We start from the raw sequence: 14,166 nt of genomic DNA, 5'->3' as shown, positions 1-14,166 counted from the left end.
AAAGAAATAAAAATTTCGCTAAAGCTGATAAAACGATAAAAATAAGCTAAAAACCCAATTTAAAACGCTAAAATCACTAAAAAGGAAGTCGCAATTGAGAGGCTTTTATTTTCTTTTGAGGCGAATTAATATTAAAATTAGTAAGGCTAATACCAAGCAATCTCACAGAATCTTTCATAGGCTCTTGATAGAGTAATTGCTTAGCTTCTTCTAAAATCAGATCTTTTGAAGAGATGAAATAATGCAGTGTTTTGCTTCTCGTTTGCACTTTAAAATCACTGTATTTTATTTTTAAGGTAATTGTTTTTCCGGCTAATTGATGACGCTTTAATCTTTTATGTATTTCTTCTGCGATATGCTCAAGGCGTTCAATCATGTATATTTCTGAAGAAATATTTTCATTAAAAGTACGTTCAGCTCCTAGAGATTTTCGCATGCGATCAGTCGTTACAGCACTGAGGTGCACCCCTCGGACAACACGATAATAATGCAAGCCAGATTTTCCGAAAAGAGAAGTCAATTCTTCTAAACTTCTTTGGTGCAAATCTTCACCAGTAAAGATACCTACTTGGTACATTTTTTCTTGTGTTACCTTACCAACGCCATGAAACTTCTTGACATCTAATTTTTTAATAAAATCTAAAACCTCATCAGGTGGAATTGTTTTTTGGCCATTAGGTTTATTGATATCACTGGCAATTTTGGCTAAAAATTTATTAATTGAAATGCCTGCAGAAGCATTTAAACCTGTTTTTTCTTTAATCTTCTGTCTAATTCCTTTAGCTAAGATAGTTCCGCTATCCAATTCCTTTTTATTGGAAGTTACATCAAGGTATGCCTCATCAAGTGAAAGTGGCTCAACCAAATCTGTATATTCAAAGAAAATCTGACGTATTTGCTGAGATATTTCTCTATAGCGTTCAAAGCGCGGTTTAACAAAAATAAGATCAGGACAGAGCCTTGCAGCTAATCGGCCGCTCATTGCACTTTTTACACCAAACTTTCTGGCTTCATAACTTGCGGCAGCCACGACGCCACGCTTTGAGCTTCCACCAACGGCAATGGGTAAATAACGCAATTCAGGATGATCTAAAGCTTCAACTGAAGCATAAAATGCATCCATATCAACGTGGATGATTTTACGTATGTGCTTCCGAAAATCAAGCCCTTCAGTTAAAGAAAGTTTATCCATAACACAAAGATATTGAGATTTTATTAAAGCATCTGACAATTTAAAATTGCATTTATGAAATGCATTATCAAACTCAGCTTAAAACCAATATGAAGTGAATTCCATTAGGTTGTTGATGTGCTTTTCGCTCTTTCATTCATTGGTTTTACATAAAGTTCTTGCACAAGGATAATGATGATTAAAACCAATGGTGTTGCAAAAATGACACCCCAAATACCAGTTAAAGATCCTATAAAAATTTGAGCAATAATAATTAATGCAGGCGGAATACTGATCAGTTTTTGTTGTGTTTTTGGCGTAATAATACTGCTTTCAAAAAGCTGGATAGCCATATACAAGCCAGCAACGATGAGCGCCATGCTTGGACTTTCAGACAACGCGATAAGAACTGCTGGAATCATCGCGGCTAAAGGCCCAAAGTTTGGTATAAAGTTGAGTAAACCCGCAATAATCGCTAAAGTTAACCACAACGGAATGTCCAAAATGATCAAACCAATCGCAGTTAAAACAAAAACCGCAAGCATTGCGAAAAGTTTCCCTGCAAGCCACTTTCTTAATCCGCTGCCAAGGCGCTTCATCAAATCTTTTGTATTTTCTCTATGTTTGGGAGGAACAATCTGTATGATACCGTTGATATATGGACTAGGTGCAACTGTGAAGAATGCACCTATCATCAAAATGATATAAATATCACCTAAGCCACCAAATGTTGTTTTAAAAAATTTAGATATAAAAGTCATCAACTCATCTGAGGATTTTATGCGTTTTGCTTGTGCAATTACTTGTTGACCTAGATCAGTATCATCAATTTCGTCTTTGACTTTCTCAATCACTTCAGGAAGTTTTTCTTCCATTTTAGAAGTTTGAGAAACAACTGTTGAGCCTGCAAAGTAAATGATTCCTCCCATAATTAATAAAGAACCAAATACGGAAATACTCAAAGTGACACTTGTTCGCCAGGCTGTTTTCTTCTTGATCAAATGACTGATTCCTCTGAAGAATGAAGACAAGAGTGCGCCTGCTAACACAAGTACAAAAATGTTGAAAGTGGCTTCAATGAGTAATAAGATTGTTGCAATTAAGGCTAAAATAAATCCGGTAATCCAGACTTTTCTGACAAAACTCTTCTCTTTAGATTGGTTAGAATCAGGCATAATGTTTTTTTAAAAAAATAATTTCTTGAAGTTAGTGAACTAAAACATTAATATTCTTAAGAAAAGTAAAAATATCAGTGGTCTTGGGTCTAGTATCTACTTTCGTTTTTGTTGGATTGATTTTGAAGGTCAACTATGCAACAGAATTACCTTTGACACAAGGAGTAAAAAACTCAGTAGTTAACAAGCTACATGATTTATTTGTTATAATTGTTTTAAAATTCTAATTTTTAGTATTCCCGTATAAAACAAATTCTATATTTGCATTGTAAAATCACTTCATAATGAAAACATTATCGTTAAAACAGACTTGTTGCTTCCCTATTTATAGGGCAATACTGTTATGATCATAATTCTAAAAATATCAAATCATTAAAGCCCTTCAATTATAGTATTGAAGGGCTTTTTTTATACTGAAAAAATGAGTAAAACTATTTTCGAAAAAAATAAAAAGTGGTCGTGCTGCTTACCCGCAAAACAGAATACAGAAAAATGGATAGAAGAATTTTTCTATTGGTTTTATGGCATAGATGAAACCCATATCACATATACCAACTTTAAAAAGGAAGAAGAAGAGCTAAAAAAACAGCTGTTTGAAATTTTAGCAAGTGTAACAGAAAAGGAACAAGCAAAACAAGAGGCGTATCGTTTTTTTGAGAAGCTTCCAAGCCTTCATGATATTTTGGAGGAAGATTTGGAGGTTATCTATAATTTTGACCCAGCAGCGCAAAGCCGTAGTGAAATACTACTCTCTTATCCTGGTTTTTTTGCCATTACATTTCATAGGATAGCGCATTGGCTCTGGAAACAAGAGATTCCTGTGATACCGCGGTTAATTTCAGAGTACGTACACTCAAAAACAGGCATTGACATTCACCCAGGAGCACAAATAGGAAAAAGGTTTTTTATAGACCATGGGACAGGTATTGTTGTAGGTGAGACCACTATTATCGGAGACGATGTAAAATTATATCAAGGGGTAACCTTGGGTGCTTTAAGTGTTGCCAAAAACCTAGCAAAACAAAAACGACATCCTAGCATCGGCAAGCATGTCACTATATACGCCAATGCAACCATTCTTGGCGGAGAAACCGAAATAGGAGATCATAGCATTGTAGGAGGAAACGTATGGCTTACAAATTCGTTACCGAGTTATACTGTCGTCTATCATAAAAGCGAGGTCATTGTAAAAGATAATGAAGCATTTCCTCCACCTATCAATTTTATCATATAAATACATTTAAATCTAAATAATTATGAAAGCAAATAGCATTTTAGAACTTATTGGGAACACCCCAGTTGTTAACTTAAGAAGAATCTATAAAACCCACCCTAATGTGTGGATAAAAACAGAAAAGAGCAATCCAGGCGGAAGTATTAAAGACCGTATCGCTTTGGCTATGATTGAAGATGCAGAAAGAAGCGGAGCTTTACAAAAAGACGGCCTAATAATAGAACCAACATCAGGAAACACAGGTATAGGCTTAGCAATGGTAGGTGCAGTAAAAGGCTATAGAGTCATTTTGGTAATGCCAGAATCTATGAGTGTCGAACGCCGTCAATTAATGGAAGTTTATGGCGCTGAATTTGTGCTCACTCCAAAAGAAAAAGGAATGAAAGGAGCTATAGAAAAAGCTATGGAGATGGTCGCTGAAAACCCTAAGGCATGGTCTCCTAAACAGTTTGATAACAGCATAAATGTTAAAGCGCATATGCAAACAACTGCCATGGAGCTTATCGAAGATTTTCCAGAAGGAATAGACTATCTTGTTACAGGTGTAGGAACAGGTGGACATATTACAGGTGTTGCAAAAGTTTTGAAAGAAAAATTTCCTGCGCTAAAAGTTTATGCTGTAGAGCCAGCACAATCTCCTGTTTTGTCTGGTGGAGAACCAGGACCACATCCATTACAGGGAATAGGAGCAGGATTTGAACCAAGCATTTATGAATCTTCTTTGATAGATGGGGTGCTAACCGTAGAGAAGGAAGAGGCTTTTAATTATACTAAAAAAGCAGCATTAAAAGAAGGTTTGCTAGGCGGAGTTTCTACAGGAGCTTCTCTAGCTGCAGTAGCAAAATTACTTCCAGAGATTCCTAAAAACGCGAAGGTACTTAGCTTTAATTATGATACAGGTGAGCGTTACTTATCTGTAGAAGGATTGTTTTAACAAAGAAAGCTTTAGAAAAGAACTTCCTGAAAAAGATATAATCTCTGTAAGAGTGTGAAGTTTAAAATATCGAGGCTTTTAAGTCTCGATATTTTTAAAAATTTATCTTGTAGATTAAAGTTTCTTATAAATTTTTTCACGCTATAAATTTCATAAAAAAACTGATAATCTGAAAATTAACTAAACTTTCAGAAATTAAAAATGAGCTAATAAAGCTTCTGACAAGCCTAAACCGATTAAAGAATTTTGATTCATAAAAGTTCTTATTGACAAGCTAGTGTTTCTGGTTCTATATTTTTTCATCAAAGTGCTCAATCATCCGTAATTATTTATCTGTAATTTGCGTGGCTGCGACTTTTCTTTAGCAATATTTTTTTGATCTAAAGAGTATGAACTGCGATAAATAGAAAACTGAAACATTCCAAAAACATCATTCAATAATTGTTTACTAAACTTTGTCGCTGCTTTTCTTTCAATCCTAGTTTCTTATTGGATTGGTTTTAAAGATTATAAAAATCCTCACAAAACAACCCTTGAATATGTTTCAATCCTAGTTTCTTGTTGGATTGGTTTTATCAAATGAATACCTTTAAATTTTGAGCTGTCTTCTAGAGCGATTGTTTGTCTTAAAACATCAAAATCATTTAAACCTTGCTTAAATAATTCACCGACATGCACTAGCTCGACGTACTAGATGAAAGATTGAATTCTATTTTTATCATCATTGGTTAATGTGTATCCTCTTTGACTTGTGCAATAATTGAATTCTATCTTAAAATCAAACGACAAAGCTTTTAAATTTAAGAATTAGGGTTTGTCGCTTCTGATTATTCTTAGAACTTTGCACATACTAAAAAGAGCCAACGTTGTAACACAATCCGTTATAAAATGAGAAAACATAAAGCCATTCGATTTTTAATGGTCGCTACTGTTTTATTTACGCAGATTACCTTTCTCACCATGATTGTAAATTCACATTATGAAACCAATGCTGTAATCGTCATTGTAGCATTATTCATTTTAGCCACCATAGTCTTTGGATATTGGTATCTCGATTTACATCACGAAGATTACGCATACGAAAAAATATCAGTAGTTATTTGGGTACCAATTGGATCTTTACTGTGTTATTTCCTAAATATAACATTAGGTTTAGGTGCTATTTTAGCGATGGGAATTGTAGGGACATTAGCAGCATTTGCACCACATTTAAATAAAAAATCCAATTACCTAAAACAACTACCCGCTAGTATTTATTGTGGTGCTTTTGTTGGCATGTCTAGTGTAGAAACCTCTCCTTCTATAGGTTTTGTATTAGCTGCAGGAATATTAGCAGGTTTGTTTTTTATGATGTCTAAAAATTTATTTATAGGCGTTGGCGGAAAATTGGGCACTATGGCTTTTGCCGGAGTGATTATAGCATCTTTAATTTATTGGTTAGTGGTATGAATTATGTTATTCTCATCATCACCGGAATTCTTGGTGCCACATTGACCTACTATGTTAGTGAGCAATTACGTCTTGGAGCCGTTAAAGCTTCTGCTCTTCTCTCGTTAGTTATTGGTTTATTTTTTTATACCTTTCCGGATTTACTGAACAGCTATTTAACAGAACACATACCTATTGTGTTTGTGGGAACAACTTTTATTGGGATGGTATCTTCTAAAATACTAGAAAACTATACACTATTAGCCATTTCAGGAAGTCTATTTACCGCAATTTACATCGCCAAAAATCATGCCTTTGATGGTTATGGAGGTGCACTTGGCGCACTTGCGTTTATTGCTTTACTTAGCACGATGGGTTTGGCCATGGCTGCATCTCATCCAAATAAAATTAAACATAAACTCATTGTGGTTTGGCAGAAGGTTTTTGGTTCTAAGAAATAGGTTTTTGATAGTTTTGGAGTGTCATGATAATACTCTTAAAACACTATATAACGTGACTTTACATATTCTGAGCTTAATTCTCTCGAAAAATTTAAACGAACTTTGTTTTCAATTAAATCTTTTAGTTAATTAAAGCCAATAGCATCATATCTCCACTTGTGGGAATATAAAATTAACATAAATTCAATCCCTAATATGGTTTGTCTTATTGAAGTTTCAATCCTAGTTTCTTGTTGGATTGGTTTTGAAGTCAAGACTATAAACTTCTGAACCTTCTTTTTTAAAAATTTCAATAAGCTGCGATTAAAAGTTGAGTCAGTTGTGGAAGCGACACTTATTCAAGTATATTTCAATTCCAGGTGTCTAAGGCACAAATGAAGATGGATCTGTTCAAATATATCGAGATATGGTATAACAGAGAACGGAGACATTCTGCCATAGGAAACCTTACAATACAAGAGTTTTGGAAACAAAAATCAAATATTAAAAATGCAGCTTAACTTATAGTGCGGATTTTATTTGCAGGTCTAGTTGACCGTTTTTTTGAATATTGTGAGTGGTATCATCAAATTAGATTTTCAAACTACACAAAAACATTAATAACGTTTTTATTTTGCAATGATAAATTCTGACCTTCTATTTTGTTTATGCTCTTCTTCACTACAAATTACATTGTCAGAGCATTTATTCACAAGTTGATTTTCACCATATCCCTTAACACTTAAACGACTAGGATTCACACCTTTACCAATGAGATATTCTTTTGTTGATTGAGCTCGTTTTAGAGATAGTTTTTGATTATAAGCATGACTTCCTCTACTATCTGTGTGCGAGTGTATTTTGATTTTCATTTCAGGATATTCCTCTAAAACAACTAGAAGCTTTTCTAATTTTAATTTTTCGGAATCTTTAATTTTATATTTATCAAAATCAAAAAGAATATTTTGAATATTTAAGCTATGAGCTATATCAACCCCTGGTGATAATTTCAATCTATTTTTGTGCAGCTCAAAATCTATTTTTTGTTTTTCTTTTTCTGCATCACTAACATCTTCTTCTGAGTCATAATCCTCTTTAGAAGCTCTTAATCTATAAGCCTTAAAATAATTTATCTCTACTTTGTAATAACCTTCTTTATCTGTATATATCGTATCATACAAGCTATTATTTGCTTCATATAATTGTATCAGTGCGTTTGAGATAGGTTTTTCAGTCTCAGCATCAGTAACATGACCTTCAATAATTGCATTATAAACATCCTTAATAGGGTCTATCTCTTTTATACTGTAAATATTATCGTTTACAAATTCATTTGTTTGATTGAGTTGAGTCTCGCTCTGGTTATTATATAGAGTTAATTTTCTATTACTACTAAAAAAACCATTTTTAGAACTATCTTGAATACCAAAAGCAAAGTCATCTGCATAAGAATTTATAGGCTTTCCGACATTTAACAAATTTTCTAATCCATTTTCTGTAATATTTATATAAAAAATATCCATTCCACCTAAACCAAAATGACCATCAGACGAAAAATAAAGTTCATTCGAATCAGAAATAAAAGGAAATGTTTCTTTTCCTAGAGTGTTAACTTTAGGCCCCAAATTTTCAGGCTCACCCAAAACTCCATTTTCATCAATGCTAACTTTATATATATCAGATTGACCATAGCCACCAGGCATATTTGACGAAAAATACAAGATGTCCTCATGTGAATTTAACGCAGGATGTGCTGTAGAATAACTGTCATCATTAATTGTTAGGTCTTCAACATCAGTCCATTTACCCTCTATTAAATTTGCTCGATAAATTTTTAAGTTTTCATCTCTCTCTTTCTTTACAGGATTGAAGTTGCTTTTAGTAAAATACATGGTTTTACCATCCTTAGTAATAATAGGAGAAGATGCATGATATTTACCATTGACGTCACCAGGTAATTTCTTTGGTTTACTAGTCGCTTCTTTATCATCATTTAACTCAACTTGGTATATGTCTAAAAAAGGCATTCCATCCCAAGTGTTTTTACGTATATCAAATAAGCCATTAGAACGGTTAGATGTAAAAAACAATTTTCCGCCACTATATGTTTTTCCATACTCAATATTTTCTGTATTTACACCTTCAATACTTTTTATATCATAGCGACCAGAATTATTTTCTATTAGTTCTAAGTATCTTTCTGAAGTAAGCTTAATATTCTTTAAAGATTTCCCTGAGACATCAACAAATTTATCATAATATTTTTCTGCTTTTTCTATATTTCCTGTTGCTTTTAAGCTTTGAGCATAATATAATAGAAATTGAGAATTTAGCTCATAATCATCTAATTTGAGAACTTTATCATACCAAAAAAGGGCTTCATCATATTTAGCATTAAAATAATAAGAGTTAGCAATTTTCGTAAATAATTCTTGAGATTGATAGCCACGTTCAGCCACTTTTAAATAAATGTTTCTTGCATTAAGGTACCCAAAATTATCATAAGCTTCTTGAGCTTTTTCTAATTGACGCTCTTGTGAGAATGCTGTTAAATTAGCGAATATTACTAAAATGATTATGTAAAAAAAATTTTTGTCCATTTTATCAAATTGTGAAATTAAAAGAAGCGTGGATTAACTTTATTTTTTAATCCATTTCCGAGTTCAAACCGTATAAATATCTCATGTGAACCATCATTATAATTACTAAAATCTGATAAATCATAATCATAAGAATAGCCTATCATTATATTTTCATTAACTTGGAAACCTGTTAAAAAGCTAACTGCAGCATCCCATCGATATGCTGCCCCCAAGGTTAGTCTGTTATTATACAGAAAGTTAGCAGAAACATCGACGCTTAAAGGAGCTCCGATTACTGCCTTAGTTTGTATTGCAGGTTTAAACTTAAACGATGAATTTAAATCAAAAACATAACCCGCTGTAAAAAACATGTGCATTTTTTCTGATGCTGTTGAAACTTTGATATCATCATAATGTTCAGAATTAAGCATATTTGGAGTTGACAGACCTACATACCATTTAGTTGTGTGTAGATATAGGCCTACACCAACTACTGGCGAAGTGAGAGTTTTATTAACCAAATTCACATCACTAGGGTCATAAATATTTAATTTGTTCATATTGATATCAAGTATATTTAGACCTGCTTTAACTCCAAAAGACAATTTCAAATCATACCTATTAATTGGAATCGTGTATGATATATCAGCTGTTGCTGTACTTTCTGATGATGGCCCTATTTTGTCATTAGTAAAACCTAAGCCTACCCCCAATCGCTCTAGATTTATAGGCGTATGGATTGAGAAATTTAAAGTTTCAGGAGCTCCCTCCACACCAAGCCATTGATTTCGATAGGCCGCTGTTGCTGACAATGCGCCTCTATTTCCTGCATATGCTGGATTAAAGCTTACAGTGTTATACATGTATTGTGTATATTGGGAGTCTTGTTGTGCTTTAATCGAAGCTGAACTCATCAACATGATCACAAAACCTAAAATATATAATATATTTTTTTTCATAATATTAGTTTAGTTTCCATTAAGATAAAGATAGCCTGCTTCTTTATGATGTTTGACCCCATCATCAGTATCGTAATCATGCTCTAAAACATAAAAGTATGTCCCTGTAGGTAATTGTTTGTCTTGATTTAGTGTTACTCTACCTTCGGAGAACCCTCTAAAAACATTACCACCTTCCCCATAGTTACTTGATTCAAACACTTTAACACCCCATCTATTAAATATTTTTACATTTAATTCTTTTATACAATTATTATTTACTTTATCAATTCGAAAAAAATCATTAACACCATCATTATTAGGTGTAACTGCATTGTAAACAATGACTTCGCAAGGCAATTCTTCTTCTGTTTCTATTTTCCCCAAAGTAAATACGCCAAGTTTATTAATCGCTGTTGTAACAGTTTGATTAGCAAGAGAAACAACACCTCCTTCATCTATCCACTTTTTTTCCTCGGTATCCCATCTAACAATGTGAATATCGTTTTGTTCGGGAGATTCTATAATTTCATCTTGAGTAACTGATTCTCTCCATGATAAAGTCAGCATAACATCTTCTGAGACTGTCGACTCTATCCGCCAATATTCTGTATTATTTATCAAAGTTAAGTTTTCAGAACGAAATTCATGTGAATAAAGAGCATCTGAATTTTCAGCGAAGTATTCGACTTGATAACTGTTTAATGATTCAAAGGATGAGAGACCTGCATAGCGATAGTATCCTAAATCTCCTACTGGAAAAATAAAGTCAGCATCTCCTATTTTATCAACTGGACCTTCAACATGACTATAGTCAGAAGTATTAGTATGCTCTGCTTGCTCTCTAAATAAAAATAAGGCACCGTTATTGTTATTTACAATACCGTCATAAAAATCAACAAGACCATAAACATTTATATCACTTAATAAATTAAATGGGCTTTGTGAACTTGTATTTTGGAATAAAACATCATTAAAATAACTTGTGCTTTGCCCTAAAATATTTTGTGTTGTATCTCCAACAAACCTATTTAAGCTAGAATTATTAGTAAAATCGTAAATACCATTATTTATGAAGTCTGCATAGAAAAATGCATCTCCTTCATTATAAAACTCTCCTAGATTAGTATTTATAAAATTAGATTTAAAACTAATAATAGTGTTAGGAAAAACAAACATTTCGCCCTTATTATGTAAATCGCCATTCTGGGCCATCGCATAACTACTAAGTAAAATGAAAATATATAAATAGCGCATATAAAGGTGTTTAAAATTAATACTAACTCAATGCTTTATTTAACAACAAACACAACAGTAACATATGAGTATGGTCCTGAGTTATTTATAACGTTATATGTTAACATTCCTGTATCTGTTATCTCTACAATATCTATAACATTATCATCAAAATCGGTTACATAGTAGTGCAAGTCATTTTCTGATGGCAAATGTGGTATTGTAGCTGGCGCATTTGGATTCTTTTTAATATTTGCAGCAGTAAACTGATCGATATATTCTTGATGCAGGTTAACAGTCAATCCATTTTGTATCGTCGAAGTATCAAACAAGATGGTTGGCATATAAAAGAATTTTGGCATCGCTGCTTTTACCTCTACGGTATAAGTTGTATGATTTTCATCTATTACATTCGCTACATTCACATCGTCGCCTCCTTTTACTTCATAGGTAAGTTGATTTTTTACTACAAAATCGCCTAAATCAATTGTTATATATTCTGTTCCATTGTAGTATTGAAAAACCATTTCTCCACCAACTTCGGTATAAATCACATTTCCTTCAACTTCAGATGAAATCATTTTTATAATTTCTTCTACCGTTTTTTGCTCTCCTTCATAAGTAATTGTTTTGTTTAGAATGAACTCAAAATTCTCAGCTATATCGCTTGCTATCTCTATTTCTACAACTCCAGGATCGGTGTTAGGCATAGTAGATGGATCGGTATTAGCAGCATCTGCTGCTAACCAATTTCTAATTGCTTCTTCTGAGAAGTAATAATAAACTGTTGGGGAAGTCACTTTACCATCAGCATCTACCACAGCTTCTACTTTACGAATAAAGGTATTGGTTTCTATGTCTTGTACTAATTCTTCTAGATCTATTTGGACCTCATTTCCTGAATCGTTTATATAAAAGAAGTTTGTTCCATCGTACTTAACATTCGAGTAAATATCTCCTTGTGGCATTAGACGTTGCCATTTGGTGTCTTGCCAATAATAGTAACCAGGATTAAGGTCGCCTGAATTGGATGTATTATACACTAATAAGCTATTTACATTCCCCTCGGCTATAGTTGTAGCATCATCTAATGCAGTTAGGCGTACATTTGGAATTAAGACGCCTTTATCTGTAGCTTCAATATGTAATTGTGCTGAAGCATTAGGCTCTGGAGTTCCGATTCCAGTTTGTGCTATTGCACTTAGTCCAAATAATCCGAGTGTTATGGTTAAAATTATATTTCTCATAGCGGTATATTTTTGTCTTAGTATCTTATTAATGACGGGGTTTTAGTTTTTTAGTTTATTGGTGATATTAGGGTTAACTATTAGTTGGCTTTTGCCATCTATCCTAAGCAACATTCCTTCTTCTATTGTCTGACATCCTTTATCGGATTCTAGAATCAATCGAATTGGTATATCCTTGCTTCTAATATCTATAACTGTGTTATCTGGTAGCGTTACTTCTCCAAAATCTGGAATCGTAAACTTTATCGTGCCATCTACTTCCGTTTCTGCGAAAGGTATGGCTATCCATTCGCTAGGTGTTTCTGGATTTTCCATTTCCCACACTATCTCCTGTTTATTTGAGTCGCCCCAATCTATCGTTGGGATTACCTCTACCACATCACCTGGGGAAACTTCGATAGTTGTATCAAAAGCAAATGTTTGGTTATCTATTTTAATGTCATCAAGAATAGGGATATCGTTAATTTCCACCTTAATCTCCTGTCTTTCACCTATAGGACAACCATTACGGATGGCTTGTACGTATAGTGTATGCAAGCCTGCGGTCAAATCTTCTGGCATTTCGAATTCAAATTCGTTCACCACCTGCCATTTATCCATACCTGTTTCGGTTGTATAAACATCGTAAATAGTACATATGTCTGTTGGATTCAACACTAGATTATCGCCCAAACAAAGTTCCGTAGGCGACTCTGGGATATCAATCTCTGGAACTATGCTCACATCATATATTTTTGTGAAATCTCCCAAAACACCCACTACACTTCCGTAAGATATTTTTACCCTATCGTATGGTTCGTCATAAGGTGTCACAATAATTTTATATTTATTGGCATAGCCGAGACCCAAAAGCTTTAATCTCAATACTCCAGAATTATTGTCTAGTTCAGGTCCTACAGGCTGATCTCCTAAAAATCGCTGAATTTTATATCCTTTAATTAGCTCTAAACTCAATATTGGATTCCCTGGCACTTCGGTAACGATATGTAATTCATCTCCAGGCATGGCTTGTTGTTTGAAAACTACATTCAAAAACGCACGGTTCGCCACTGCAACACCTCTAGACATCATAGCGTAAGTATCAAGGTCGTTATCTACCGCATTCCAAGGATTGGAAACAGAAGCTGTTGCACTAGCAACTCCCAGTCCTAAATCTTTAACTCCATGTAGTACATCTAACACATCTGGATTGGTCTCATTATCAATAGGGTCACAATTTGCTACTCCAGGTTTCTCGTAATAAGCTCCATAAACTTTGGCGTTTTGTGCCACTCCTACTAAAGAGCCCTGTGATATACGTATTCCTGTGTAATTTTGAGCTCCTGATAAATTAGAAGGCACGAAGGTATATTCCACCACATTATCTGCCACTAATAAATCCAATAAACCTCCATCAACAGGTTGTATAACACCAATATCTAAACCATTCTCTCCAATACCCACTACAGATAATCCTCCTGCCAGAACTAGACCACTATATTCTTTACCAAGTTTTATGGTCACTGGCGTCCCCGCAGGTACTGTTTCCTCAAAAAACAGGTTTTGCCAGGTCGTACCAATCCCTAAAAGCCCAAGGCCTGTTGTTATCGTAGAATAAGTCTTTGGATTGCCATCTGTCGCGTTAGGTCTATTACTTACCCCACCAGTTATAATAGAGCCCCAACTTTGACTGTTAGCATAAACACGCTCCATAGTTGGCGGACAAACATCGGCATCATACACATTTACAATAAGCGTTTCTGAAGCCGAACAGCTCCCTTCTTCAGCACTTACAGTATATG

The 14,166-nt window shown here is 33.9% G+C and carries 11 protein-coding genes and 1 pseudogene; 5 read left to right on the top strand and 7 right to left on the bottom strand.

Going from position 1 to position 14,166, the window contains the following annotated elements; genetic code table 11:
• Window positions 1-76: 76 nt before the first annotated feature.
• Window positions 77-1,192: a DNA polymerase IV gene (gene dinB / locus CAP47_RS06450; RefSeq protein ID WP_100775892.1), complete on the bottom strand. Its 1,116-nt coding sequence runs from the start codon at window positions 1,190-1,192 to the stop codon at window positions 77-79.
• 104 nt (window positions 1,193-1,296) lie between these two features.
• On the bottom strand, window positions 1,297-2,346 hold the full coding sequence (locus CAP47_RS06445; protein WP_100775891.1) for an AI-2E family transporter: 1,050 nt from the start codon (window positions 2,344-2,346) through the stop codon (window positions 1,297-1,299).
• Window positions 2,347-2,767: 421 nt separating this feature from the next.
• Between CAP47_RS06445 and epsC the strand changes: the two genes are divergently transcribed.
• From epsC to CAP47_RS12645, 5 genes are all read left to right on the top strand, one after another.
• Window positions 2,768-3,580, top strand: a complete 813-nt coding sequence (gene epsC / locus CAP47_RS06440; RefSeq protein WP_100775890.1) for a serine O-acetyltransferase EpsC — start codon at window positions 2,768-2,770, stop codon at window positions 3,578-3,580.
• A 22-nt stretch (window positions 3,581-3,602) separates the two neighbouring features.
• Window positions 3,603-4,514, top strand: a complete 912-nt coding sequence (gene cysK / locus CAP47_RS06435; RefSeq protein ID WP_100775889.1) for a cysteine synthase A — start codon at window positions 3,603-3,605, stop codon at window positions 4,512-4,514.
• 888 nt (window positions 4,515-5,402) lie between these two features.
• On the top strand, window positions 5,403-5,963 hold the full coding sequence (locus CAP47_RS06430; RefSeq protein WP_100775888.1) for a hypothetical protein: 561 nt from the start codon (window positions 5,403-5,405) through the stop codon (window positions 5,961-5,963).
• Window positions 5,960-6,403, top strand: coding sequence for a hypothetical protein (locus tag CAP47_RS06425; protein ID WP_100775887.1), 444 nt, complete (start codon window positions 5,960-5,962; stop codon window positions 6,401-6,403). The genes CAP47_RS06430 and CAP47_RS06425 overlap by 4 nt, the downstream gene beginning before the upstream one ends.
• A 374-nt stretch (window positions 6,404-6,777) precedes the next feature.
• Entirely contained in the window at window positions 6,778-6,903 is a 126-nt protein-coding gene (locus CAP47_RS12645; RefSeq protein WP_410523964.1) for a hypothetical protein, read from the top strand.
• Window positions 6,904-7,011: 108 nt separating this feature from the next.
• Here the strand turns inward: CAP47_RS12645 and CAP47_RS06420 are convergent, their stop codons facing one another.
• The 5 genes and pseudogenes from CAP47_RS06420 to CAP47_RS12375 form a co-directional block, all read right to left on the bottom strand.
• Window positions 7,012-8,982: an OmpA family protein gene (locus CAP47_RS06420; protein ID WP_100775886.1), complete on the bottom strand. Its 1,971-nt coding sequence runs from the start codon at window positions 8,980-8,982 to the stop codon at window positions 7,012-7,014.
• Between the two features lie 17 nt (window positions 8,983-8,999).
• Window positions 9,000-9,923, bottom strand: a complete 924-nt coding sequence (locus CAP47_RS06415) for a type IX secretion system membrane protein PorP/SprF (RefSeq protein ID WP_100775885.1) — start codon at window positions 9,921-9,923, stop codon at window positions 9,000-9,002.
• A gap of 9 nt (window positions 9,924-9,932) precedes the next feature.
• A complete protein-coding gene (locus tag CAP47_RS06410; RefSeq protein ID WP_100775884.1) occupies window positions 9,933-11,159 on the bottom strand; it encodes a gliding motility-associated C-terminal domain-containing protein in 1,227 nt (408 codons plus the stop codon).
• Between the two features lie 35 nt (window positions 11,160-11,194).
• Complete coding sequence (locus CAP47_RS06405) at window positions 11,195-12,181, bottom strand: hypothetical protein (protein ID WP_153043501.1); 987 nt, start codon at window positions 12,179-12,181, stop codon at window positions 11,195-11,197.
• 246 nt (window positions 12,182-12,427) lie between these two features.
• A pseudogene (locus CAP47_RS12375) lies at window positions 12,428-14,166 on the bottom strand (hypothetical protein); the annotation flags it as partial.

This window comes from Psychroflexus sp. S27 (assembly GCF_002810405.1).
Classification (GTDB): domain Bacteria; phylum Bacteroidota; class Bacteroidia; order Flavobacteriales; family Flavobacteriaceae; genus Psychroflexus; species Psychroflexus halocasei_A.
The sequence above is the reverse complement of the archived record's forward strand: the minus strand, read 5'-3'. Positions and strand labels throughout refer to the sequence as shown.